At 68.3% G+C, this 25,605-nt stretch carries 16 protein-coding genes; 8 read left to right on the forward strand and 8 right to left on the reverse strand.

The features are described from left to right. The first annotated feature begins 309 nt into the window (after positions 1-309). A complete protein-coding gene (locus LZ199_RS37855) occupies positions 310-1,842 on the forward strand; it encodes a hypothetical protein (RefSeq protein WP_253998662.1) in 1,533 nt (510 codons plus the stop codon). A gap of 242 nt (positions 1,843-2,084) precedes the next feature. Here LZ199_RS37855 and LZ199_RS37860 read toward each other — a convergent pair whose 3' ends face one another. Genes LZ199_RS37860 through LZ199_RS37870 form a run of 3 tightly spaced genes read right to left on the reverse strand, consistent with a single transcriptional unit; the run spans position 2,085 to position 6,177 of the window. Next, on the reverse strand, positions 2,085-3,566 hold the full coding sequence (locus LZ199_RS37860; RefSeq protein WP_253998663.1) for a GAF domain-containing sensor histidine kinase: 1,482 nt from the start codon (positions 3,564-3,566) through the stop codon (positions 2,085-2,087). Then, positions 3,566-5,731, reverse strand: coding sequence for an ATPase domain-containing protein (locus tag LZ199_RS37865; RefSeq protein ID WP_253998664.1), 2,166 nt, complete (start codon positions 5,729-5,731; stop codon positions 3,566-3,568). Before LZ199_RS37865 ends, LZ199_RS37860 begins: the two co-directional genes overlap by 1 nt. Beyond that, a complete protein-coding gene (locus LZ199_RS37870; protein ID WP_253998665.1) occupies positions 5,728-6,177 on the reverse strand; it encodes a hypothetical protein in 450 nt (149 codons plus the stop codon). Before LZ199_RS37870 ends, LZ199_RS37865 begins: the two co-directional genes overlap by 4 nt. A 636-nt stretch (positions 6,178-6,813) precedes the next feature. Between LZ199_RS37870 and LZ199_RS46535 the strand changes: the two genes are divergently transcribed. Both LZ199_RS46535 and LZ199_RS37880 read left to right on the forward strand, forming a co-directional pair. Next, entirely contained in the window at positions 6,814-8,106 is a 1,293-nt protein-coding gene (locus LZ199_RS46535; protein WP_267145175.1) for an adenylate/guanylate cyclase domain-containing protein, read from the forward strand. Between the two features lie 93 nt (positions 8,107-8,199). Further along, positions 8,200-10,134, forward strand: coding sequence for an FG-GAP-like repeat-containing protein (locus tag LZ199_RS37880; protein ID WP_253998666.1), 1,935 nt, complete (start codon positions 8,200-8,202; stop codon positions 10,132-10,134). A 760-nt stretch (positions 10,135-10,894) separates the two neighbouring features. On the opposite strand, the gene LZ199_RS37885 is transcribed toward LZ199_RS37880, so the two are convergent. After that, a complete protein-coding gene (locus LZ199_RS37885) occupies positions 10,895-11,185 on the reverse strand; it encodes a hypothetical protein (protein ID WP_253998667.1) in 291 nt (96 codons plus the stop codon). A 234-nt stretch (positions 11,186-11,419) separates the two neighbouring features. On the opposite strand from LZ199_RS37885, the gene LZ199_RS37890 reads away from it, so the two are divergent. Further along, complete coding sequence (locus tag LZ199_RS37890; protein ID WP_253998668.1) at positions 11,420-12,526, forward strand: sensor histidine kinase; 1,107 nt, start codon at positions 11,420-11,422, stop codon at positions 12,524-12,526. A gap of 15 nt (positions 12,527-12,541) precedes the next feature. Here LZ199_RS37890 and LZ199_RS37895 read toward each other — a convergent pair whose 3' ends face one another. From LZ199_RS37895 to LZ199_RS37905, 3 genes are read right to left on the reverse strand one after another with little or no spacing between them, the layout of a single operon-like run. Continuing rightward, on the reverse strand, positions 12,542-13,315 hold the full coding sequence (locus tag LZ199_RS37895) for a tetratricopeptide repeat protein (RefSeq protein ID WP_253998669.1): 774 nt from the start codon (positions 13,313-13,315) through the stop codon (positions 12,542-12,544). After that, complete coding sequence (locus LZ199_RS37900; RefSeq protein WP_253998670.1) at positions 13,312-14,850, reverse strand: acetyl-CoA hydrolase/transferase C-terminal domain-containing protein; 1,539 nt, start codon at positions 14,848-14,850, stop codon at positions 13,312-13,314. Before LZ199_RS37900 ends, LZ199_RS37895 begins: the two co-directional genes overlap by 4 nt. A 38-nt stretch (positions 14,851-14,888) precedes the next feature. Then, positions 14,889-15,974: a hypothetical protein gene (locus LZ199_RS37905; RefSeq protein ID WP_253998671.1), complete on the reverse strand. Its 1,086-nt coding sequence runs from the start codon at positions 15,972-15,974 to the stop codon at positions 14,889-14,891. 195 nt (positions 15,975-16,169) lie between these two features. Here LZ199_RS37905 and LZ199_RS37910 point away from each other — a divergent pair, with 195 nt between their 5' ends. Continuing rightward, positions 16,170-18,374: a M3 family metallopeptidase gene (locus LZ199_RS37910; RefSeq protein ID WP_253998672.1), complete on the forward strand. Its 2,205-nt coding sequence runs from the start codon at positions 16,170-16,172 to the stop codon at positions 18,372-18,374. A 72-nt stretch (positions 18,375-18,446) separates the two neighbouring features. On the opposite strand, the gene LZ199_RS37915 is transcribed toward LZ199_RS37910, so the two are convergent. After that, positions 18,447-20,207 carry a glycosyl hydrolase family 18 protein gene (locus LZ199_RS37915; RefSeq protein WP_253998673.1) on the reverse strand — a complete coding sequence of 587 codons (1,761 nt, stop codon included), beginning with the start codon at positions 20,205-20,207 and terminating at the stop codon, positions 18,447-18,449. A 199-nt stretch (positions 20,208-20,406) separates the two neighbouring features. Between LZ199_RS37915 and LZ199_RS37920 the strand changes: the two genes are divergently transcribed. The 3 genes from LZ199_RS37920 to LZ199_RS37930 all read left to right on the forward strand — a co-directional run bounded on the left by LZ199_RS37920 (position 20,407) and on the right by LZ199_RS37930 (position 25,584). Next, positions 20,407-21,867: a M20 family peptidase gene (locus LZ199_RS37920; RefSeq protein WP_253998674.1), complete on the forward strand. Its 1,461-nt coding sequence runs from the start codon at positions 20,407-20,409 to the stop codon at positions 21,865-21,867. A 223-nt stretch (positions 21,868-22,090) separates the two neighbouring features. Beyond that, on the forward strand, positions 22,091-23,890 hold the full coding sequence (locus LZ199_RS37925; RefSeq protein WP_253998675.1) for a DUF4215 domain-containing protein: 1,800 nt from the start codon (positions 22,091-22,093) through the stop codon (positions 23,888-23,890). Positions 23,891-24,096: 206 nt separating this feature from the next. After that, a complete protein-coding gene (locus LZ199_RS37930; RefSeq protein ID WP_253998676.1) occupies positions 24,097-25,584 on the forward strand; it encodes a hypothetical protein in 1,488 nt (495 codons plus the stop codon). Positions 25,585-25,605 lie beyond the last annotated feature (21 nt).

Genomic DNA, 25,605 nt, shown 5'->3' on the forward strand with positions numbered 1-25,605 from the left:
CCCAGCCGGAGTCCGTGTCTGGCCCGCTGGTCCGCGCGGCGGACACGGTGTCGGTGAAGCGCACCACGCGGTTCTTCACGGCAGTGGGGAAGGGTGAGCAGGCGGAAGGGGGCTGGCCCGTTGACCCTCCCACCCTCTTCATCCCCAGCGAGGACGGCTCCACCTTCACCCGGAACCAGGGCTCGGCGCTGAGAGGCGAGTGGTTCTTCCAGGGGGGGCCCCTCGCGGCCGTATTTCCTGCGGACGGGGACGAGCTACGTCCTCACGGGCGAGCGCGAGGTGGATATCGGAGGCAACAGACTGGGGCGGATGGATGCCATCTACTCGTCGGAGGACCCCTCCATGTACGCGGAGGTCCACGTGGAGAATCTGGCGCCGTGGCAGCCCCCGGTGAGCAACCAGCAGCCGGGCTCCAGCCTCCAGTTCGTCTCCAACCAGGTGGACGCCGCCGGCCCGATAGATTTCTTCGTCGAGCCTCTCGCGGGACAGACGTCCATCCGCGCCGCCCTGGCCTGGGCCTCCGTGTACGGCGGGAGGATGCCTCTGTTCGAGGCAGCGGCGGGCGACAAGGTCTACATCAACCAGCTTGGCGAGCTCAGCGCGGGCACGCTGCCTGACGGCAGGCCGCTGGGATACTCCGCGGTGGTGCGCTCCGTGGAGACGGAGGCGCTCGACGCCTACCCTGGCGGGTACCTGCCGTTGACGGGCGTGCTGGAGCCGCTGGCGATGCGCGAGGTCTCGGTGGACTGGCGGCTGCCCGAGTACACCCGCCATGCGAACGAGGTGCTCCCCGGGGCCAGGGGGGTCGTGCCCGTGCTCTCCATCTCGCCCGCGGCGCACGGCCTCGCGAACGGGTGGGTGGGGTACTCCGCCGAGCTGCTCAACCTGTATCTGCCCCTCGGCGCGTCGTTCGACTTCTCGGCCCCCCTGCGGTTTGGCAATCCGTTCCCCTCGGACTGGGGGGGCGTCGCCGCGGTGAGCTATCCCTTCCGCAGCCTGCAGTCAGTCCCAGATGGCTCGGGGCGCGCCGTGTACGTCCGGGGGGCTCTCACCTCGTACGTGTCTGTCGAGGAGCTCAGCGCGGGGCCGCTGGTGCCCCAGATGACGCCGCCGCTGTCGCTGACCCTGGACGGGATGCCCGCGTTCACGGTGCGCGAGGTGCTCTCCACCAACCCGGTCCTCGCGTGGAGTCCTCCGAGCGTGGGTGCTCCCTCGGCGTACCAGGTGCTCGTCTATGAGTACGAGCCGGACTTGAACCAGCCGGTGTTCCGCAGCTCCCTCTATGTCCCCGGCTCCGTCACCCAGGTGCGGCTGCCGCCCGACATGCTGGACCCGGCCTCCATCTACTATCTGCGCGTGAGCGCCATCGCCGTCGCCGCCCGCGCCGCCATCTCGAGGGCCACCATCCGCGCCCGGGCCCCCGCCGTCCTGGGCGGAGCCACCGTCGAGGCCTCCACAGCCTCCATCGCGCCCGGCGTCGGCGCCACAGCCCGCGTCCGGCGCTCCCGCGTCGCGACCCGCGTCCGACGCCGGGCCTCCATCGCTCGCCGCCATGGCGGCCCAGGAGTCGCTCCCCTCCAGCAGCTCGCGCTCTTCCTCGAGGGTGACGCCGCAGCCGCCGCTCGCGAGCGCGGCCAGCCACAAACCCACCAGGAGCCGCCACGAGGCGCCTCCCGTCACGAGCCTCCAGGCTTCACGAGACCTTCGCACCATGGGCAGCTCCTCGCTCGCAATGGATTGCAGTGGCTCAGCGACGCTGGAGCTATCAAATCCTCTCTCGTGATTCCAGACGCGCCGCCCTGTGTTCAGCGCGGGCTGTGTGTCAATTCACGCGCGAGTTGAGAAGGAATGGGGCCGGGTGGGGCCTGTCGTGCGCCAATTGCGCACCCGCGTGCACAGCCGTGAGACATGTGTCAGCGGAAGCCCGCCGCGAGTCAGGCCGCACCCTGTCTGGGCATTTCGAATCGCCCGGTATGGCGCGCGCCCACGCGGAGGCCCTGTGGGGATGACGCTGCTCTCTCGTGACGGGGCTCAGGAGATGCGCTTCGCGAGGATTGCTCTCCGGGGCGTGCCAGGGAGCGACGTCACGGCGTGGCGACCGTGCCGGCGTCCCCGACCAGGGGAACGGTGAAGCGGAACGTCGCGCCGTGCCCCCGCTCGCTCTCCACCCAGATGCGGCCACCATGTTCGTCGATGATTCCGCTCGAGATGGCGAGCCCCAGGCCCAGCCCCTCGTACCGCGCCTCGTCGCTGCGCCAGTACCGGTCGAACAGGTGCTTGAGGTCCTCCCTCCGAATCCCGGGCCCCGTGTCCGTGACGGTGAACACGCACTCGCGCGCGCGGGCTTCGACCGTGAGAGTGATGCTCCCGCCCTCCGCGGTGATTTTGGTGGCGTTGCCGACCAGGTTGGAGAGGACCTGGAGGATGCGGTCCTTGTCGCAATAAATGGGCGGCAGGCTCGGCTCGACCTCTGCGGTCATCTTCAGTCGTTGTTCCTGGGCGACGCGCTCGAAGCTCGCCAGCGTCTCGTTGACCAGCGAGGCCGCGTCATTCGGCTGACGCTTGATGGAGAGGTGCCCGCGCTCGATGCTCGCGAAGTCGAGCAGGTCTTCGATGAGCCGCATCATGCGCTCGGCCGCGCGTTGGATTCGCTCGATTCCCTTGGGAACAGGAAGCTCGGTCCGCCGCCTCCCGCCGGCTCCCGGCGGTGCGAGCGCGCCGGTGGTCATGAGGATGGTCGAGAGGGGACTCTTCAGGTCGTGAGACACCACCCGGAGGATCTGCTCACGCTCTTTCACCGCGACCTGCGCCTGTTTGTACAGTTGGGCGTTCTCCCTGGCGAGCGCCTCGTATTTCTCGCTCGAACTCTCGGCGACAAGGCGCCCTCGGTCAGCCACGGCGCCTCGCGCCTCCGCCCGGGCACGCTCCTCTTCGGCGTCCTCGCGTCGGGTGATGTCCTTGCGCCACGCGCGGTCGCGTTCGAGCGCGATCGCGAGCTGATTGGCGATGGCGTTGACGAAGACCAGGTCCTTCTTTTCAAGGGAGAAGGCCCCTTCGAGCTGAAGGGCACCGAAGAGCGAGTGCTGGGCCACCACGAGCGGGATGACGATGAACCGCTTCTCCTCGTCCCCCTCAAGCTGCTCCTGCGGGGGCAGCAGGGTCTTGCCCGGCTGCTCACTGAGTCCGAGGGACTCGGTCGACTTCGCCCCGACGAGGTAGGCGTAGGAGGCCTCCGCGTGTTCCTTGACCGCTCGCAGCCGTTCGGAGTCCTGAAGCTCGGACGGCCAGACGATCATCCGTGATTGTCCGTTCTCCGTCTGGATGAGGATCGCGCTGCGCAGGGGCAGCGACTTCGCGACGATGCCGAGCGCCGGGTCGAAGGACTCGGTGACGCTCTCGAAGCTCGCGAAGAGCTTGCTGATTTCATACAGATGGTCGAGCCGCCGGTAGGCCTGCTCCAGGCTCTCGAACGCGGGGTCGGTTGGGGGCGGGTCCCGCGGGCGCTGCCCGCCGGTCTCTTCTCGTGAATCAGGGGGGGAGCCCTTCTTTCGCCGACCAGAGTTCATCAGCGCCTCGTGTCTTCGGGGAGGGCCCAGGGGGGCGTCGGGAGCTCGCTCACGGACGAGCCGATTCGCAGCCCTCCTTGCGAGACCGTCAGGAAATAGGTGCGTCTGTCATGCTCACTGCCACGAGTCTTCACGACCGTCAGCGTAGGCGCCAGGCGGCCGGCTGCTTCCTCGTAGCGCAGCATGAGCAGGTTGTCGGCGATGGGGGAGAGCCCCTGGTCGGTGACTCGCTCCATGGAGAAGAGCGAGGACGACTCGAGCGTGAGGACGCTGGTGATGCCGAGGGTCTTGAAGCGGACCACCAGCTTGTAGAGCACGTGACGGAACTCGTCGATGGGCGTGTGGGCCGTCAGCAGCTGCGTCGCGGCGTCGAGCACGACGCGTGAGGCCTTCAGCGCCTTGATACGGTCCGACAGCACGGTCAGGAACTGCCCCGCGCGCAGGTGCTCCCGGGAGACGTAGAGCACCTGGATTCGGCCCGCGTCGAGCTGTGCGCGCAGCGGCAAGCCCAGGGCATCGGCGCTGGCGAGCAGCTGCTCGGGCCCCTCTTCCATCGAGACATAGAGGCCCGGCTCCCCGGCCCTGGCGCCCTCCAGGAGGAACTGGATTCCGAAGGTGCTCTTGCCGACGCCCGCGCTGCCAGAGACGAGGGTGGCGCTTCGCCTGAGCAACCCACCGCCCATCAACCCGTCGAGCCCGGGAATGCCAGAGCCCAGCCGGGAGGACGCCTCCAGCGCGGGGGGAGGGGCCTCCACGCGGAGCTCTTCCCCGTAGCGCGGGAAGATGGAGACACCCCCGGCGCCAATGGCCATGGCGTGTCGGCCCTTGAGGTGCGCGGTGTTGCGGAGCTTGTACACCTCGATGTAGCGCTCGCGCTCCAGGCCCTCCTCCGTGGAGCTGAGGATGATGACGCCGTCCACCACGGTCTCCTCGACGCCCCTGCGGCTGACCTGATGGGAGCCATAGGGGATGTCGGTGGGAAAGAAGCCGACGGCCTGGGCGTTCTGGACGATGCTGCAGAGGTGGAAGACCTTCTCGCGGCTGAGCTGCGGGTCCGTCACCTTGTCCAGGAACACCGAGATGGAGTCGATGACCACGCGCCGGGCCTTCATGGCCTTGATGCGCTCGCGAATCATCAGGAGGTGGGCCTCCACCATGATGTCGGGCTGGGCGATGAAGACGATTTCCACCATGCCGCGCTCAATCTCCCGGTCTAGCTCCCAGCCCAGGCCCTTCGCGGCGGCGCGGAGGCGCTCCGCGGTCTCCTCGAAAGAGAAGAGGATGCCCTTCTCGCCCGCGAGGGCGCCCCGGTAGATGAACTCGAGGGAGAGGACCGTCTTTCCGGTGCCCGCGACGCCGCTGAGCAGGAGGCTCGAACCCCAGGGGATGCCGGGCCCGAGAAGTTCGTCGAGCTTGGCGATGTGCGTCTCGCAGCGCTCCTGCGACCCCTCCGGAACCGACTCGCGTTTGATGGCCTCGCGCGGGGCGAACATCTCCAGGCCGCTGGAGGTGATGAGGAAGGGGTGCTCGTCCCGGCTGTGGTTCGTCCCCCGCATCTTGACGATTCGGAAGAAGCGCTGGTGCTCGCCCTGGGACACGCGCTGAGAGAGGACGAGGAGGCCGTCGACGATGGAGAAGAGGGGATTGTTCTCGTAGTCGGCGGGTCCGTACTCGCCGAGGAGCAGGGAGGTGGTCTCCCAGGCCATCAGGTTCACGGCTATCTCATAGCCGAACATCCGGAGCTCCTCCTTGGAGGTCGCCAGGTCGTCAAAGGCCTTGAAGCTGTCGATGACGACGATGTCGGGCTGGACCTGCTTGAGGTTGTCCATGATGAGCGCGAGGGCCGCATCGAAGCTCCTCAGCCGCAGCATGGCGCCGAGGTCCACGAACTGGACGCCCTGCTCGAACTTCTTCGGGTCGAAGAACGAGAACTGCTGGAGGTGCCGCAGCGTCTTCGCGGTCGGCTCCGAGAGGGTGTTGAAGGCGAGGACGCGGCGGGCGGCCGAGGCGTTGTGGAAGCAGATCTGCTGGGTGAGCGTCGTCTTGCCCGAGCCGGGCGGGCCGCACACGGCGGTGACGGAGCCCTTGGGCAGGCCGCCCTTGAAGAGCTCATCGAGGTTGGGGATGCCAGTCTGGAGGCGCGGGATTTCGATTCTCTTCGTCATGACGTTGTGTCCTCTCTCGCGGTGACGCGTGGAGGAACCGCCTCCGGAAGTGCGACCTTGGAGAGCTCCGCATGCAGCTCCGGGGTGAGGATTTCAGCGGTCAGGTTGCCGAGCACGGTGAGGAACTCCACGAGCACGAAGCGACTTCCTTCCCTCAGTTCGGAGTCGCGCCCTGCGCGGACGTGCTCCCGGAGCTCCGCGAACTGGAGCCCCTTCAGCCGTTCGACCTTGAGGGACGAGAAGAGCGGGAACCGCTCGGAGGCATTGTGCAGAACGCGTCCAGCGATGGCGGTCAGAGTCACTTCTCCCAGCGTGGTCAGCGTCTGTTTCCAAAGCGTCGTGAGTGCCATCTCGAAGAGCTGGAGAAAGGCCTCCGCCGACAAATTCCTGGCGGCCCGGTCGAGCCAGGCGTCGACGCAGGCCTCGTGCTGACCTTCGTCAAGCACGGCTTCCCCCATCCGACTGAGCGACCAGCACCCGTGCTGGAAGGGCGTCGGCCCCGCCCTGAAGGGGCAAGGTGCTCAGCGTGGCGGAGGAGGGGGCCGAAGTGCGCTGACTGCCCATCGCATGCTTTCCCGCTCTCATTGTTCTGGATGTCCCGCCGCGATGGCCCGGGCTGTAGCGGCTACGGCCCTGGTGGATGAACAGAATGCGTCAGACCGACTCAGGCGCATGGCTGATACGTCAGGGCAATATAGGGGCAACTATCTTTTGATGAATGGTTGACAGGCGGAATGTGCGTCCATCCGTGCGCCAGTTGATAAGACATGGTGGGTCACGAGGGCTCCACTGCCTGACCCCCCTCAGGAATATTCCGCTGCTGAGCGCCGCGCCGTGCGCGAGAGGGCGGAGGGGAGGGCCGCTGAAGGGGCCGGCCGGGCGATGCTGCCGGCCGGTGGGCGGCAGGCCGCGCGGCGGCTTCGGAGGGAGCAAGCCTGCCCGGGCCGCGCTCCCCCAGGTGCGGAGCAGGGGCGGACCTCCTGACTGTCCCTCTCTCCAGGCTGATGTCGGAAGACTTCATGTCTGTGATTGGTGAGGGCGGGCCGGACAGCCCAGGGCGGCCTCTGATAACGTGAAAACACATGGTATCGAAGCTCGTGACTCCTCTTCCCGAACCGGCTGAGCCGGACCTGTCCATCGCCTTCGAGCGCAACCTCCTCAACGAACAGATTCGCGTGGCGCGGCGCCTGGGGGCGCTGCGTTTCGTGGGGGTGCTCGCCTGGCTCTGTCTGAGCGTGAGCCTGGAGTGGCCCGCGTCCCCGGTGGCGCTGGGCGGCTACCTGGTGCTCGCGGGCGCGCTCTGGGCGGTGGCGGGGGGCGTCGTCCGCTGGTGCCGGTATGCGGGCATGGCCGTGGCGCTGGTGGACGCGCCCATGGTGTTCCTCCAGCAATACTTCACCCTCCAGGCCGGAGTGCCCACCGACCTGGTGGGGCCCCTGTCCTGCGGGGTGTACTGCGTGCTGCTCGCACTGTCGGTGCTGTCGCTGGACGTGGGCATCGTGGCGCTCTGCGCGGTGATGAGCATGGGCTTCACCATCACCCTGATGCAGGTGGGCCCGCCCGGCGCGTGGAACCTCGCTCCAACGCTCGTCGTCATCCTGGGCGTCACGGCCCTGGCGCTCGGCTACGCCACGCACCGCATCCAGCGTCTGCTGCACGGCATCTCCCGCGAGCAGTCCCGGCTGGAGCGGCTGGGGCGCTACTTCTCCCCGGAGGTGGCCCGCCACATCGCCGACCGGGGCACGGGCCTGGCGAATGGCCAGCATCGCGAGGTGACGCTGCTGTTCTCGGACATCCGCGACTTCACCTCCATGTCCGAGCGGATGGACAGTCCCCGGGTGGTGGCGCTGCTCAATGAGTACCTGTCGCGCATGGTGGAGGTGGTGTTCCGCCATGGCGGGACGCTCGACAAGTTCATCGGCGACGGCATCCTCGCGTACTTCGGCGCGCCGCTGGACCACCCGGACCATGCGCGCGCGGCGGTGGCGTGCGGGCTGGAGATGCTCGACGCGCTGACGACGCTCAACACGGAGCGCGTGGCGCGGGGCGAGGAGGCGCTGCGCATCGGCATTGGCATCCACACCGGCCGCGTCGTCGTGGGGGACGTGGGCAGCGCGCAGCGGCGCGAGTACACGGTGATTGGCGACGCGGTGAACCTGGCCAGCCGCATCGAAGGGCTCACCAAGCAGGTGGGGACGCCGCTGCTCGTCTCCGCGGCCACGCGCGCCAACGCGGGGGAGACCTTCACCTGGTCCCCAGCGGCTCCAGTGGCGGTGAAGGGCAAGAGCGAGCCGGTGGCCACCTTCGTGCCCGGCGCGGGCCTCGCGCCGCCAGCGGGGCTTCCCGGTGCGCGAGTCGTCATCCCGCGCGGGTGAGCTCCCTCCGCCCAGGAATCCACGCCCCGCCACGACCAGGATTCGAAGGTCTCCACGTATCTCGTGCGCTGACGGGACTTCATGGAGACCTCAATGCGTACCTGTTCCTATCTACTGGGTGGTCTGCTCCTGGCGGGCTGCGGGGGCTCGTCGAGCCCTTCCATGTCCGCTCCGGAGGAGGCGCTGTCCTCGGGCCTTTCCTTCGAGCAGTACAAGGCGTCTGTCTACCAGGAGCCGGACACCGGCATCTATATCGTCGACGGAGACATCCCCGTCGTGGGTGAAGACAAGCTGCGGGAGTTCTATGCCCAGAACATCCAGGCGGGCGCGCTCCTCATCAACCGGAGCGGTGGCGCGGACACCGCGTGGAGCGCCTCGCAGGCCCTCAACCTCACCTACTGCGTGAGCACGCTCTTCAGCGACCACGCGAAGGTGGTCGAGGCCATGCAGCGCGCCGCCCTCGTCTGGGAGAAGGAGGCCCACGTCGCCTTCATCCACGACGGCTCCCAGGACAACAACTGCACCAACACCAACACCAACGTCCTCTTCGACGTGCGCCCGGGCCCCAGCAATGCCCCCTACGCCGCCCGGGCCTTCTTTCCGAACGATGCTCGCGCCAGTCGCAACCTCTACATCAAACCGAACCAGGTCCCCGCCCTGGACGCCCATGCGCTGGGCAGGGTGCTCGCTCACGAGCTGGGACACGTGCTGGGCTTCCGACACGAGCACACCCGAGTCTCCGGGACCTGTTACGAGGACAGCAACTGGAGGGCCATCACGCCCTACGACACCACCTCCATCATGCATTACGACATCTGCCCGGGTTACACGGGGCCGGGGCTCATTCTCAGCAACTGGGATGCCTGGGGCGTGACGGATACGTACAAGCGCGGGCCGGTGACGGTGGCGGGCGACTTCGACGGCAACGACCTGGATGACGTGCTCACCTACCGGCCTGGCAGCGGTCAGGCCTGGGTCGGCTACTCCAACTCGTACGGGAGCTGGACGCGCTCCACCAGCATCATGAGCGCGGGCTTCGACTTCTGGTCACCCAATGACCGCGTGGTGGTGCTCGACTTCAACAACGACGGACGGGATGACCTGTTCGTCTACCGCCCGGGGGGCGGCCCCGCGTACGCCATGCAGGGCAACGCGAACCGGACCTTCACCACCACCATGGCGGCGTCCAACTTCGCGGGCTTCGACTTCGGCGAGCCGCAGGACCGGGCCTTCGCCTTCGACTACGACAACGACGGCAACAAGGACCTCTTCTTCTACCGGCCCATCAGCAGCGTGGCCTGGGTGGCGCGCAGCAACGGCGATGGGACGTTCTCCCAGGCCTACGGCGCCATTGGAATCGGCGGCTATTTCCCCAACAGCATCCGCGACCAGGTGCGCGTGCTCGACTACGACGGTGACGGTCGCGACGACCTCTTCTTCTTCCGTCCGGGCGGCGGCTGGACGGGGCTGGTTCACAACACCACGACGGGCTTCGTGGGTGGCACCCCGAGCTCTGGCTTCCTGGGCTACGACTTCGGGGACCCCCTCGATGAGGTGTTGGTGCTCGACTACAACGGTGACACCCGTGACGACCTGCTGATGTATCGCCCGGGCACCGGGGCCGCGTACCTGGCGAGGGGGACCAGCACCGGCCTCCTGCTCACCACCGCCACCACGGGCATTGGTGGCTACGACATCCTGGAGCGCTGGGACACGGCGGTGAAGCTCGACTTCAACAACGACAGCTACGACGACCTCTTCTTCTACCGGCCCGGCATGTATGCCTCGTACGTCCTGCAGGGCAATGGCGCGGGTGGCTTCTCCGTCGCCTACGGCGGAATGGGCATCGGGGGGACGTGGGCCTACGACGTCTCCAAGCACCAGGACAAGGTCGTTGTCCTCGACCACGACAACGACGACCGCGACGACCTCTATCTGTACCGCACGGACAACTTCCGGCAGGTGCAGTCACTCTCCAGCGGGCAGTTCAGCGCCTTCTACCCGGACTCGGCCATCGCCCCCTACTGAGGGACGTGTGAAGCACGGCCCGGAGGTCGTTCGACTCCGGGCCGCATGCGCTCTCCTGGGACTGCTTCCGTGTGTTGCGCGGTCTGGTTGAAAGGAGACCTCCTACAGACAGTCCGCGAGGCACTCGGTCATACAGGGCGGGTTGTTGGTGCCGCACCGCTGACGACAGATTCGATTGCAGAGGCAGCTCGGATTGTCCTCGCAAGCCTGGGCGCTCACGTTCGAGTCGGCCTCCGCGGGTTGTTCGCTCACAGGGGCTTGCGACTCCTCGGGCAGCGGTGCTCCACATCCAACCATCAGACCGAGCGCCGTCACTGCGGCCAACCACATGCCTGCTCGTTTCATTCTGCCGTTCCTGGTGGAGCGCGCGTGAGTGCGCGGTCACGAGTGTAAGGCCAGGCAGTTCGCGAGGGCCAGGGCCGCGGTGTCGGCAACACATGGATGTCTGAGGTGTTCTTGTGCGGTGGTTGACGTTCGTGGGTCTGACGCACCGCCCTGTTTACATGGCTGGCTTTGGCATCTCCGGGCCGTAACCGCCTCGCACCCGTGTCTGTCCGCCTTCGGTGTGTCCGCGCTCGCATACAAGGGCACCGGCAAGAGCTGGAAGCTCAAGGAGGTCAGTGGCCCCGGGGGCCTGGACCTGGTGGACGGCGTGGTGCACGACGGCGTCCTCTTCGGACTCTGCTCTACGAGCGACTCCCGCGCGGCGGATGAGTGCGCTTGCGCCGCTCAGGGCAGCGCAAGCGGAACATGGCTGTCCTTACGGGGTTTCTGCCGCGCGCCAGGGGCACTCTTCGTAATAGTTTTCGACCGCATAGTCGGTCTGAATGCCAGTGCGCGTGGGTGTTCTGTCACAAACGCACCGCTCGGAGCCAACCGCCGTGGTGTAGGTGGCGTCACTGTAATAGGTGATATAGTAATCAGCGATGCAGCGAATCAGTGGGTCTTCGCGTGATGTCAAATCAGACTGCATTTCAGTGTCGGCTTCGCCTGCTCCGCAGCCGAACTGAAGGCCGAGAACGGCAAGACCCAGAATCAACAATGAACGCATTGCTCCTCCAGAGGGATGAGGCGCTCCACGTGGTTGCTGCACGAGGAGTATGCCACAACTCCTTGCGTGAGAGCAGGCGGGGGAAGTCGGTCCAGGATATGTGAAAGACTTTGGTTCCCCTGGAGGGAGGTGGGCCTGGCTGCTTCCGTAGCCCGTCGTACGCAAGGAGACATCTCCCCTGACGCAGGAGGGCATGACCCCCGGGTACGGTGCTCCTTTGTTAGAACGCGACCAATGGGACCCAAGGACAAGAAACCGCGACCAGAGCAGGATCGCACGGATCAAAGTCTTCGAGAGGAGCGGCAGAAGACCGACGACGAATTCAGCAGGACGAGGGATGACATTGAGGTAGACGCGGATGCGGTCGTCCAGCGCACGAGGGCCGAGGCAGACACGTCGCAGCGGGCGACCCGTGCGGAGTCGGATGAACACCTGGCGCGCAACGATGCGCCGCAACAGGAGCGCCAGAGCGTGGCGCGCGAGCGGTCCAACGAGGACGCGGCCCTCGCGCGGGAGCGGGCGCTCTCGGACGAAAAGCTCCTGCAGGAGCGCGAAGCGGCCAAGTCCGCCCTGTCGAGCCTCCTCCGGCTGGAGCGTGCGACGACGGACCAGCATCTGTTGAGTGAGCGTGAGCGCTCGGATGAATCCGTGTCGGCGCGCGACGACTTCCTGGGGATGGTGAGCCACGACTTGAGGACGCTGCTCGGGGGGATTGCCATGCGCGCGGCGATGCTCATCAGGAATGCCTCCGACGACGCGGTCGGGCAGCGGACCCGTAAGGATGCGGAGAGCATCCAGCACTTCACCGCTCGAATGAACCGGCTCATTGGAGATCTGCTGGACGTGGCCAGCATCGAGGCGGGCAAGCTCACGGTGGAGCCTCGGCCAGAAGATGCGATTCGCCTCGTCCGGGAGACGGTGGAGGCCTTCCAGCCTTCCGCATCGGCCAAGGGCATCTCGCTTGAGTCGGCAGTCGCCAGGGACTCCCTGTTGGCCCGGTTCGACCACGAGCGGATCCTTCAAGTGCTCGCGAATCTCCTGAGCAACGCCATCAAGTTCACTCCCGAGGGCGGCAGGATTTCGATTCGCGTCGAGCCCGCGGACGAAGAAGTCAGGTTCTCTGTCGCTGACACGGGCATGGGTATCAGCGAGGAGAGACAGGGCCGCGTTTTCGAGCGCTTCTGGCAAGCCCTCGAAATCGACAAGAGAGGGCTGGGCCTTGGGCTCTACATCTCCAGGTGCATCGTAGAGGCACACGGAGGAAGAATCTGGGTCGAGAGCGATTCAGAGGCAGGGAGTCGCTTCTTCTTCACCCTCCCGAGAGCGCCCGCTCCCGGGTAGCAGCAAGTCTCCCCGTCAGGTCGCGGCGAGCGCGTCGAGCGCCGAACGCAGCGCGGCCGGCAGCGTGTCCGGGTCTCCCCGGCGCAGAGATGACAGTCCCGCCTGGAAGTCCGCGCGCGCGCCGTCGACCTCTCCGAGCCGGGCGCGCAGCACGCCCCGCTCATGAAGCAGCTCGGGGTCGATGCCTTCTCCCTGCTGCAGGGCGAGCGCGGCCGTGAGGTCCTGGATGGCCTCGGCGTGCCTTCCCAGGCGGGCGCGGACGGTGGCCCGCTGCTGGAGCAGCCAGGGGTTGTCCGGGTCCTCCGTGAGCGCGAGCGTCCAGTCCTGCTCGGCCTGGGCGTCCCGGCCCAGCGCCTCCAGGGACTCGGCGCGCTTCATGTGCAGCACGAGCGCCTTGCGATAGCCGCCGTCCACCAGCGCATCGAAGTCCGCGACGGCCTCCTCATGGCGACCGAGCCGGGCCAGGCACAGCGCCCGGTGCAGGCGGGTCGTCCGGTGTCCAGGTGCCAGCTCCAGGACGCGCTCGAACCAGGGCAGCGCCTCTGCGGGCGAACTCCCCCAGATGCCGAGCGTCATCGCCAGCTCCAGCAGCACGCGCCCCAGCTTCGGATGCGCCTGCGCGAGCGAGCGGGCCAGCGCGAGCGCCGTCGTGTACCGGCCACTCCTGCGCAGCCGGTCCAGCTCGCGAAGCTTCTCCGCCACTTCGGGCGGACACGGCTCGCGTCCATTGCGCTCGCCGTCCTCTGGCCGCTCCAATGGACGAGGCCTTGGGTCGTCCCGCTTCGTCATTCCGCCTCGGACTCCCCCGGGAAGTCACGGCAGAGGGCGTCGTAGTCACGCCACCACGCATCCAGCACCTTCATGTCCGAGGTCCGGGGCTCATCGCCCGGTCCCGCCATGTCCAGGTACGCGTGCAGGAGCGGCCTGAAGTGCGGATGCGCGCACTGGTCGATGATGTCCATGGCCCGCCGCCTCGGCGAGCGGATGTCCATGTTGAGCGCGTAGCCGTGCTCGGTGACGACGCACTTGATGTCGTGCTCCGTGTGGTCGATGTGCCGCACGTACGGCATGACACAGCTCACCGTCCGGCCGTCCTTCAGCTTCCTCACGGAGGGCGTGTGCACGATGCTGAGGTACGCATTGCGGAAGAAGTCTCCGGAGCCTCCCAGTCCGTTGACGATGCGCGAGCCGTCGATGTGCGTCGAATTGACGTGCCCGTAGATGTCCACCTCGATGGGCGTGTTCATCGCGATGACGAACAGCCGGGAGATGATTTCGGGGCTGTTCGACAGCCACATCGGCCGCAGCACCAGCCGCTCCCGGCACCGCTCGAACATCTGCTGGAACTTCGCTCGCCCGTCCGCGGAGAAGGACACCGCCGTGGCGGACGCGTACTCGAACTTCGCGTCGTCCTCCACGTAGCGCAGCATTCCGTCCTGGAAGACCTCGGTCCAGAATCGAATCTTCTGGAAGGGGGACGCGTACAGCTCGCCGATGATGGCGTTGGCCACGTTGCCCACGCCGGACTGGATGGGCGGCATGCGCTTGCCCCACTGGAACTGCTCACGGCAGCGCAGCAGGAACTCCACCACGTTCTGCGCAATCCGCTTGTCCGTCGCGTTCGCCGCCTTGAAGGGCACCGGGTGGTCCGGCGTCCGCGACTCCACCACCGCGACCACCTTGCTCACGTCAATCTCCACGTAGGGATTGCCGATGCGGTCCCTCACGTTGAGCAGCGGCAGCGGCCAGCCCACGTGCGGGTGCACCGTGGGCAGCACGATGTCGTGGAACCCCGTGTAGTCCGGCACGGAGGTGTTCACCTCCAGGATGATCTTCTTCGCCTTCGCGAGCGCCTCCGCGCTGACGCCCACCGACGAGCCGAGGATGACGCTGCCGTTGGGCCGGATGCGCGACACCTCCACCACCGCCACGTCGATGTCGCCGTAGAAGCCGTACATCAGGTTGCGCGCGAAGGCCGACAGGTGGACGTCCGTGAAGTCCATCTCCCCGGCGTGGATGCGACGGCGCGACGCGGACGAGGACATGTAGGGCCCGCGCTTGCCGATGAAGGGCGCCATGGGCCCCTCCACGTCCTCGGAGAGCGAGGCGCCCGACAGCAGGGTGATGCGCGTGTCCGGCGCCGTCTTCGCCAGATGCGAGGCCAGCGCGGGGAAGAACGTCTTGGGCTCCCCCGACTTGGTGAAGCCGCTGATGGCCACCGTGCAGCCGTCGGTGACGTGCTTCACCGCCTCCTCGACGGGGACGACCTTGGCCAGCAGGCCGGCGTTCTGGATGCGTTCCTGCAGCGTGCTCGGTGCGTTCATGGGCGGGCGGAGGATGACACACCCCAGCGCCCGGTTCCTCAGCGGAAGCCCGGGGGGCGCCGCTTGTCCTGGTCCTTCTCTCCGTCCGTGACTTTCAGCCGGGCGCCTGGCGACAGCTCGAACACCAGCCCGAACTGCCAGAGGTTCACCCGCTCCAGGAAGAGGATGTTGTAGTAGTCCTGGCCGTGCACGTAGCGCGCGAAGATGCCGAAGCCCGCGCCCCAGTACGGCAGCGCGGTGGCCTCGGCGCTCACCGTGGCGCGTCGGTGGGGCGTCTCTCCGAAGGGGGCTGACAGGGCCAGCTCCAACTGGAATCGGTGCTGATTCCAGAGGCGCTCGCCCACCACGCTCATCCCCCAGTTGCCGTCGCCGTAGACGCGCCGCTGGTAGTTGGCGATGCCGCCGGGGCCGACGGCCGTGTTCAGCTCCAGGAAGCTGCCGCCGCCCACGAGCCAGGCGCTGTCCAGGTCCGGGTCCACCGTCAAGGCGCCCAGGGCGTGCAGCTCTCCGCGCAGGAAGTTGGTGGAGAAGCTGCCGGTCAGCTCGTTGAGCGGGAGCTCTCCTTGCTCGGACGGGGGCGTGCAGGCGCCGTTCTCCCTCGCCTGATTCGAGAAGAAGCACCCGTCCTGGCCATTCGAGTAGTGGCCCACGATGAGGTTGGCCGCGAGCATCAGGCCCCGCCGTGAGCGGACGTTCCCCTTCGGGCCCGGCAGCATGCGCAGGTGCGCCACCTGGAACGTGGCCTTGGGGATGTAGGACGGCGGGATGACGGGAGCGCTGGGCGTGTTGAGCAGCCGCAGATGGATGGACGGCGTGAGCACCGCCGACAGGAACCACTCGCCCGCCTTGTGCCGGAAGTGGCCCGTGTGGAGCTGGGGAAAGAAGAGGTTGGGGGCGACCTGCGCCTCGAACAGCAGCGGCGCGGGGGAGTACGGGGCTCCCACGCGGCGGATGTGGCTGGGCGAGCCGAAGACGTAGCTGCGGTCCAGGAAGAAGGGGGTGGGGGCGGTGAACTCCCATTTCCAGTCAGAGCCCCAGGCGGGGGAGGCGACGAGCAGGAGGGCGACCAGTGCTGGCAGCGAGGTCCTCGCCCTGGACTGGCGTCTTCCTGTCACGTTCCGCATGGGGCGCTCCCGACGACGAGGGGGGCGTGAGTCGCCCGACCGGGTCGCCGGATGCTCTAGCCCGCTTCAAGGCCCCCCTCACCCGGGCGGCGGGGCGTCTGTCCGCGGCCGGGAAGACGCGGCCTCCGGAACGTGTTGGGCGCCCCGATTCCGTGCTTTGGTGCACACCCCTTTTCGTCGGGAGAACCACTTTTCATGCGTAACCTCTTCTTCGCCAGCGCGGGTGTGGCCGCGCTCGTCTCCTCCGGCTGTGCGACGACGTCCCCGGAGGCCCGCCCCGAAGTCGCCGCGCCAGCCTCCTCCAGCGAGGCCGCCGCGCCGGTGGCCCCCCAGCTTCCCCTGCTGGCGAAGTGGTCCGGCCCGCACGGCGGCGTGCCTCCCTTCGCCCAGGTGAAGGTGGACGACTTCAAGCCCGCGATATCGGCGGCGATGGACGAGTACCGCCGGGAGCTGGCCGCCATCGCGAGCAACCCCGCCGCGCCCGACTTCGAGAACACGCTGGCCGCGCTGGAGAACGCGGGCCGCACGTACGCCAACGTGGAGACGCTCTACGGCATCTGGGGCTCGTCCTTGAGCAGCCCGGAGTTCCAGGCCGTGGAGCGGGAGATGGCGCCCCGCTTCGCCGCCTTCGAGGACGAAGTCACGCAGAACGAGGGCCTCTTCCGCCGCATCGAAGCCGTCTACCAGTCCCCCGACAAGGCGAAGCTGACGCCCGAGCAGCAGCGCCTGGCGTGGCTGCACTACACGCGCTTCGTGCGCTCCGGCGCGAAGCTGGACGCGGCGGCGAAGGCGCGGCTGGGCGCCATCAACCAGCGCCTCGCGTCGCTCTACACGTCCTTCAGCCAGCACGTGCTCGGTGACGAGGAGGGCTACACCGTCGTCCTGGAGTCCGAGGCGGACCTGGCGGGCCTGCCGGATTCCGTGCGCGCGGGCGCCGCCGCCGCGGCCGAGGCGCGGGGCCAGAAGGGCAAGTGGATCATCACCAACACGCGCTCCTCCATGGAGCCGTTCCTGACCTACTCGTCGCGCCGTGACTTGCGCGAGAAGGTCTGGCGCAACTACGTCAACCGGGGCGACAACGGGGACGCGCGCGACAACAACGCCATCATCTCGGAGGTCCTCAAGCTGCGCGCCGAGCGCGCGAAGCTCCTGGGCTACGCCACGCACGCGCACTGGCGCCTGGAGAACGCCATGGCCCGCACGCCCGAGCGCGCCATGGAGCTGATGGAGGCGGTGTGGAAGCCCGCCGTGGCCCGCGTCCGCGAGGAGGTCGCCGACATGCAGAAGGTGGCCGACAAGGAGCGCGCGAAGCTGAAAATCGAGCCGTGGGACTACCGCTTCTACGCGGAGAAGGTCCGCAAGGCGAAGTACGACCTGGACCAGAACGAGGTGAAGCCCTACCTCCAGCTGGAGAAGTTGCGCGAGGGCATGTTCTGGGTGGCCGGTGAGCTGTTCGGCTTCGCCTTCACGCCGGTGACGGACGTGCCCGTCTACCACCCGGATGTCCGCGTCTGGGAGGTGAAGGACCAGGCCACCGGCCGTCACGTGGGCCTGTGGTACTTCGACCCGTACGCGCGCCCGGGCAAGCGCTCCGGCGCGTGGATGAACGCGTACCGCAACCAGGAGCGGTTCAAGGGGGAGGTGACGACCATCGTCTCCAACAACTCCAACTTCGTGAAGGGAACGCCGGGCGAGGCGGTGCTCATCTCCTGGGAGGACGCGAGCACGCTGTTCCACGAGTTCGGCCACGCGCTGCACGGCCTCAGCTCGTCGGTGTCCTATCCGTCGCTGTCCGGCACCAGCGTGGCGCGCGACTACGTGGAGTTCCCCTCGCAGCTCCTGGAGCACTGGCTGTCCACGCCCGAGGTCCTCAACACCTTCGCGCTGCACCACCAGACGGGCAAGCCCATCCCCCAGGCGCTGGTGGCGCGAATCGAGAAGGCCGCGACGTTCAACCAGGGCTTCGGCACGGTGGAGTACCTGTCCTCCGCGCTGGTGGACATGAAGCTGCACCTGGCGGGCGACGTGAGCATCGACGCGGATGCCTTCGAGCGCGACACGCTCAAGGCGCTGGGCATGCCCAAGGAAATCGTCATGCGCCACCGCACGCCGCAGTTCGGCCACGTCTTCGCGAGCGACGGCTACTCGGCGGGCTACTACAGCTACCTGTGGTCCGACACCCTGACGGCGGACGCCTTCGAGGGCTTCACCGAGGGCAAGGGCGCGTACGACAAGGCGGTGGCGGAGAAGCTGCGCAAGAGCGTCTTCTCCGTGGGCAACACCGTGGACCCGGCGGAGGGCTACCGCGGCTTCCGAGGGCGCGACGCCGGCATCAACGCGCTGATGCGCAAGCGCGGCTTCCCGGTGCCCGCCGCCGCGCAGACGAAGTCGCAGCCCTGAGCGACTTCGTCCGGTGACACTCCGGGGGGCGCGAAGCACGGCCAGCCGCCGCTTCGTGCCCCCCTCGCTTTTTCAGGGGTCCAGGAACGCGCGCTTCACGTCCATGAGCAGCTCGTGCCGCTTGCCCGCGGGCTCGCCATCCCGGTGTCCCTGGTTGATGGTCCAGATGATGGTGCCACCCAGGCCCTGCGAGCGCGCCCACTGGCCCTTGGCGAAGACGGACTGGCCATCCTCGTAGGAGATGTAGTTGCAGTGGCCCGGGCCATTCACGGAAGGGGACGAGAGGTAGGGAGAGGCGGCCTTCTCGTCCCAGTGCCGCTCCGCCGACGGGTAGTAGTTCTTCATGATGTTGGCGTAGCTCATCGCGTTGTCGCTCTGGCCCTCGAGGACGTCGGGGCGGCCGTCCAGCGGCGTGCGAGGCTCCGTCACGCCCTGCCAGCAGGTGCCGAAGAACCCGATGCCCACGCCCAGCCGGCCGCGCGGCACGCCCGCCTTCAGGTAGCCCTCCACGGAGTAGGCGACGGAGGTGGGGCGGTTCGGCGCTTCGTCCTTGAGGGGACTGGAGTGCCAGCTCTCCCAGCCGCCCCAGTGGCCGCTCATCTTGTAGGACATGATGTTGAGCTGGTCGACGCGCTCCGCGAGCCGGGCCATGAACTTCTCCTCCACCTCCGGCATCCCGAAGTTGGAGTTCAGCCAGTTCACTGGCACGGTGATGATGATGTCCGGGCGGGCCGCGCGCAGCTCGTCAATCAGCGCGATGAGCAGCTCCCCGTCGTTGCCCGCGGGCGGCAGGTTGATGGGCTCCCAGTCCAGGTCCAGCCCGTCGTAGCCCAGCTCCTCCATCGCCCGGATGAGCTCCTTCACGAAGACGATGCGGCTCTCCCCCGTGGACGCCAGCACGAAGCCGTCATGCTCACCGAAGCCGCCCACCATCAGCAGGGACTTCTTCCCCGCCAGCCGGGCCCCCGCCGACAGCGCCTTGGCGATGATGGGCCCTTCGTAGGCGGTGACGTCGAAGTCCGTGAACAGCGTCCCGTCGTACCGGGGGCGCACGCGGCCCACCACGATGTGGGTCAGCCCGCTGAAGTCCACATCCGCCGGCTTCAGCATGTCGCGCTGGTAGCCCACGTAGTAGCCCGACACCCAGCTCGCCGGCGCACCACCGGGGCGCGGCGTCACCGGGCCAGCCATCGCCGTGGGGCCCTCGCCCACCTCGTTGACGGCCCTCACCGTGAAGACGTGCGGCCTGTCGTTGGTCAGGTCCGGGATGCTCACGCTCGCGGCGGGCGCGTCCACCGTGACGGACCTGCCCCCGGGCTCGGCGGTGACGATGTACTTCGTGAGCGCGCGGCCCCCGTAGCTCGCCGGCTGCAGCCAGCTGACGTAGGCCTGCCCGTTGCCCGCCGTCGCCCGCACGGAGCGCGGCTGCCCGGGCACCGTGGGATTGCTGATGGACATGCCCGGCATCGGCATCACCGGAACGGACGGGACGGAGGCGGTGCCCTCGCCCCGGGCATTCACCGCGGAGACCTTGAACAGGTACTCGAAGCCATTGTTGAGGCCCATCACCGTGGCCTGGCGCTCGCCCGCACTGACGATGGCGCCGCCGCACGCGGGCTGGCAGCGCACCACGTAGTACAGGAGCGGGTGGCCCCCGTCGCTCGTCGGAGGCGTCCACGTCACCAGCGCCTGGGAATCCGCTGCCTGCGCCTCCACCGCGGACGGCTCCGCCGGAAGGCCAGGGCCCTCGTCACTCTTGCCGCATCCCCCGAGCAGCGTCCCCACTCCCACCGCCAGGACGAACCGCCACTGCGCCGCGTGTCGAGTCTTCACCTGCGCACCTCATGGACCAAGCTACCGATTATACGGGGAAGCCTGACATTCCTTGTGCTGGAATTGTGTAGCAATACTGCATGTGATTGCCCCAGGACAAGGGTTCGGCCTCGTCTCATATCCTGAGAAAGCGAAGGCCAGGGAGTGGACGTTCCCAGGTCGCCCGGTAGCTCCTTTGCTAGGTTGGGCGCACCCGCTCATGAAACGACTCCTCCTGTCCGTGGCCCTTGGGGTCAGTGTCCTCGCCGTGGTGCTGGTCGTCCGAACGCTCACGTTCCGCTCCCGTCAGGTCGCACCGGAGCCGGCGACGGCGCTGACGGTGGACGCGCAAGCCCTGGCCTCGCGCCTGTCGGGGGCGCTGCGGTTGAAGACGGTGGCCGCGTCGGAGGGCACTCCCGCGGACGACGCGGCGTTCGAGGCCCTGCATGCCTACCTGCGAGAGCACTTCCCGCGCGTCCATGCCGAGCTGAAGCGCGAGGCGGTGGGGACGCACTCGGTGCTCTACACGTGGCAGGGCACGGACGCCTCGCTTCGGCCGCTGATGCTGCTGGGGCACCTGGACGTGGTGCCGGTGCCGCCCGGCACGGAGGCCGCGTGGGCCCATCCCCCGTTCGACGGCGTGGTGGCGGACGGGTTCATCTGGGGGCGTGGCGCGCTGGACGACAAGGGGAGCGTGCTGGCCCAGCTGGAGGCGGTGGAGGCGCTGCTGGCGGCGGGGGAGAAGCCCCGGCGCACGGTGCTGCTCGCGTTCGGCGCGGACGAGGAGGTGGGGGGCCAGGCGGGCGCGGTGGTCATCGCGAAGCGGCTCCAGGAGCGCGGCGTCCGGCTGGAGTCGGTGCTGGACGAGGGCGGCGTCATCATGTCCGGCGCGCTGCCCGGCGTGAGCCAGCCGGTGGCGCTGGTGGGCACGTCGGAGAAGGGCTTCGTCAGCGTGGTGCTGACGGTGAAGGGGGAGGGGGGCCACTCGTCCATGCCGCCGCCCAGCACCGCGGTGGGCGTGTTGGCTTCCGCCGTGTCGAGGCTGGAGGCCGCGCCCATGTCCACGCGGCTCCAGGGCGGCAGCCGCGAGCTGTTCACCCGCGTGGGGCCGGAGATGCCCTTCGGCATGCGGCTGCTCTTCGCCAACCTCTGGCTCACCGAGCCGCTCGTCGTCTCCCAGCTCACCTCCAAGCCCACCACCAACGCGGCGGTGCGCACGACGACGGCCGTCACCGTCTTCCAGGGCGGCGTGAAGGACAACGTCCTGCCGCCGAGCGCCCGCGCGGTGGTGAACTTCCGCATCCTCCCGGGCGACAGCGTGGACAGCGTGCTGGCGCACGTGAAGGCCGCGGTGGATGACGCGCGCGTGGAGGTGGGCACGCTGGACTTCCAGAGCGAGCCCTCGCCGGTGTCCCCCACCACTTCCGAATCCTGGCGCGAGCTGGAGCGCTCGCTGCGCCAGGTGTTTCCCGACGTCCTCGTGTCGCCGTACCTCAACGTGGCCGCCACCGACTCGCGGCACTTCGTGGGGCTGAGCGACAACGTCTACCGCTTCTTCCCCGTGCACCTGCAGCGCGAGGACCTGGCGCGCATCCACGGCAAGGACGAGCGAATCTCCGTGACGGCCTACGCACAGGCCGTCCACTTCTACGCGCAATACCTGCGCAACGCCGCGCGCTGAGACACCGATTGAGACAGGCCCCCTGGCATGCCGGCCAGGGCAGCCGAGTCGTGGCCCGACACGCGCGCCATGGATGGGGATGTGGGTTTGAGACACGAAAACAGGTGATTCAGTCCGCTCTCCCTTCACATCTTCGCGATTTCTGCATTTTCACGGGGGGTGCGGGAGGGCAGATGCGCAACCGCGTTGACACGCACCGCGTGCACTTCCAGCATCGGTGTCCATGGCGACCGTCCCCCCTGTTGGAACGCGGCTCGCGAGTCTCGTACTCGCCTCTCTTCTCTTCTCGATAATCGCATCCTCCTGTGGAGGCGGTGGCAGTGATGGCAAACCCGACGGTGGTGGCGGCACCCCCGACGGTGATGGCGGCCCGGTCCTTTGTGACGGCGGCCCCTGTACCTCGGACCCCTGTGGTAACGGCACCCGCGAGACGGGGGAGGCGTGCGACGACAGCAACAAGGTGAGCGGCGACGGCTGCACCGCGACGTGCACCCTCGAAGAGGGCTGGGCGTGCGAGGTCCCCGGTCAGGCCTGCGTCAAGCTGTTCGGCTGCGGCAACGGCAAGGTGGAGGCCCCCGAGCAGTGTGATGACCGCAACGTGCTGTCCAACGACGGCTGCAGCGCGACGTGCACCATCGAGCCGGGCTGGAACTGCCCCGCGGTCGGCGGCCGGTGCCACGCCGCCAAGTGCAACGACGGCTTCCGGGTGGGCGAGGAGGAGTGCGAGGACGGCAACGTCGCCCCCAACGACGGCTGCTCGCCGACGTGCAAGCTCGAGGAGGGCTGGAAGTGCCCCACGGTGGGCGCGTCCTGCTCGAAGACGACGTGCGGTGACACCATCATCGAGGGCACCGAGGAGTGCGACGACGGCAACAAGGACATGGGCGACGGCTGCTCGCCCACGTGCAAGCGCGAGCCGCGCTGCGCCAACGGCGTGTGCCAGGCCACCTGCGGCGACGGCATCATCCTGCCCAACGACACCTCCGAGCAGTGTGACGACGGCAACGCCCGCTCGAACGACGGCTGTTCCTCCACGTGCAAGCTGGAGTCGGGCTACATCTGCCAGGTCATCCAGACGGAGCCGCCCACGACCATCGCGCTGCCCGCCGTCTTCCGCGACTTCCGCGGGTATGACCTGCAGGCGCAGGGCTCGACTCCGCGCGGCCACATCGACTTCGAGAATGGCAACGGGGCCGAGAAGGGCATCGTGAAGACGAAGCTGGCCACGACGCTCGAGGGCAAGTCCTACCCGGGTGGCAAGCCCGAGTACGCCAAGACGGGCGTCACCTCCGGCACCACGCATGGCGCGGCGGCCTTCCACCAGTGGTACACGGACACCCCGGGCTACACCAAGACCGTCGTCGGCACGCTGGACATGGTGCGCCAGACCAATGGCTCGTACGAGTTCGACCAGGGGCGGTTCTTCCCGTTGAACGACCATCCGGACAGCTGGGTGGCCGCGGGCCTGGAGAACCTGCGCATGGACAACGGGCAGCCCCAGCGGGCGCAGAACTTCAGTTTCACCAGCGAGGTGCGCTACTGGTTCCAGTACAAGGGCACCGAGGTGCTGAACTTCCGCGGCGATGACGACGTGTGGGTGTTCATCAACGGCACGCTCGCGCTGGACCTGGGCGGCGTCCATGGCGCCGAGAACGGCGAGGTCCGGGTGGCGAACCAGGCCGCCACGCTCGGTCTCACGGTGGGCGGCATCTACGAGGTCGTTGTGTTCCAGGCCGAGCGCCACACGTCGGCGTCGTCCTACCGGCTGACGCTCAACAACTTCGAGACCAAGCGCACCGTCTGCGCCGCCACGTGCGGCAACGGCGAGGTGGACACGGGCGAGGAGTGCGACGACATCATCAACGCCGGTGGCTACGGCCAGTGCGCGCCCGGCTGCGTGCTCGGCCCGCGCTGCGGCGATGGCAAGACGCAGTCGGAGGCTCCGGCCAACGAGGAGTGCGACGACGGCAACACGAACAGCAACGACGGCTGCAGCGCCACCTGCAAGGTGGAGATCGGCTGAGTCGTCCGTCGTGACGAACCGCTCCTGGCCTCATGCGCCAGGGGCGGCTCGGGCCTGCGCCGCCGCGCGCCAGGGGGTGAAACCCGGCGCGCGGTGGGGGGCGAAGCACGAGGCCCAAGCTCGGCGGTCCGGTAGCCCGGCAGGTCCCCTGGTCCCCCTGGGAACAGGCGTGGCCCTGGGGTCCAGAAGACCGCGAAGGCGGACGAGTGGGCGTCTGGTATCTTCCGCGCGACTCCATGGTGTCCCTGCTCCCGCCGCGCGTGTTGCTGCTGCTGTCCCTGGTCCTGGCCGCTCCGGCCAGCGCGGCCAGCGCGAAGAGCACCCAGCCCGCCGCCGATGAGGTCATGGGCATGCTGCGCAAGGTGGAGACAGCCCGGGTGCGCGGGACGCTGCGCGTGCTCGACAGTGAGTTGGAAGAGCAGGGGCGGACGCGGCCCCGGGACTTGATGCCGCGCGTCTACCGGGCGTGGCTCACCTTCCCGGCGGACACCTGCTGGAACGAGCTGAAGGCCCTGTCCACGCTGGAGCCGGAGAACCCCTGGCCGCACCTGGGCATGGGGCTCATCTACATCCGCTGGGGCCTCTTGTCGGAGGCGAAGGGGCCGCTGGCCGCCGCGAAGCGGACGTCGCCCGACTTCGCGCCCGCGCTGTGGGGCGAGGCGCTGCTGCTCCAGGCGGAGGGCAAGCCCGCGGAGGCGGAGGCGCGCCTGCGCGAGTCGCTGTCCAGGCTGGACGCGCCCCAGGTGCGCACCGCGCTGGGGCTGCTGCTGGCGGCGAAGCCCGGCCGGGAGGCAGAGGCGCGCGCGGAGCTGTCGCGCTCCGTGGACGCGTGGCCGGAGCAACCCGAGGCGCTGCGCAAGCTGGCCTCGCTGGCCCAGGCGGCCAAGGACGTGCGCGCGGCGGCGTCGGCGGGAGAGAAGCTGGTCGCCCTCAAGCCCGCGGACAGGGAGGCCCACCGGCTCCAGGCGGACCTGTGGTTCGCCGCGTCCGAGAAGGACAAGGCCGCCCGCTCGCTGGAGCGTTATGTGGAACTGGGGGGCGCGGAGCCTGGAGCCCTGGCGCTGCTCGCCCGCGTCTACGCGGAGCTGTCGCGCCCCGCGGACGAGGAGAAGGCCCTGGTCCGCCTCATCGACGTGGAGCTGAAGGACCCGGAGCCGCTCTTGCGACTGGCGGAGCTGACCGAGGCGCGCGCGGAGGCCGCCGCCAGCGAGGGTTTCCTGGTGAAGGCGTCCGAGCGGGCGCCGGAGCGCTCCGACATCCACGTGCGCCGGGCCCGCCTGTGCATGAAGCAGGAGCGCTGGAAGGACGCGCTGGTGTCCTACCGCGCGGCGCTCGCGGCCCCGGAGCGGAAGGTGCCGGAGGCGGAAGGCGAGACGGCGGAGCTGGTGCGGCGCTTCCGCCTGCCCGCGACACCGGCCAAGGGTGCGTCGGACAAAATCTACAGCCGGGTGTCATTGGGCCTGGTGGCGCTCTACATGGAGCGCCTCAAGGAGGTGCCGGAGCTCAAGGGCAACCTCAAGCTCGGCGTCCAGGTGGACGCCTCCGGGAAGGCCACGCAGGTGAGCGTGCTCTACGACAGCCTGGGGGACCCCTTCATCGCGGGCCACGCGTACTTCGCCTTCCTGGACGCGCAGTACCCACCCGGCCAGGACGAGCCCGTCTTCCAGTACGTCTTCCGGCCGCCGCCCAGATAGTGGCGGCCGGCCGGAAGGCCC

The organism is Myxococcus qinghaiensis (assembly GCF_024198215.1).
In the GTDB taxonomy this organism is placed as follows: domain Bacteria; phylum Myxococcota; class Myxococcia; order Myxococcales; family Myxococcaceae; genus Myxococcus; species Myxococcus qinghaiensis.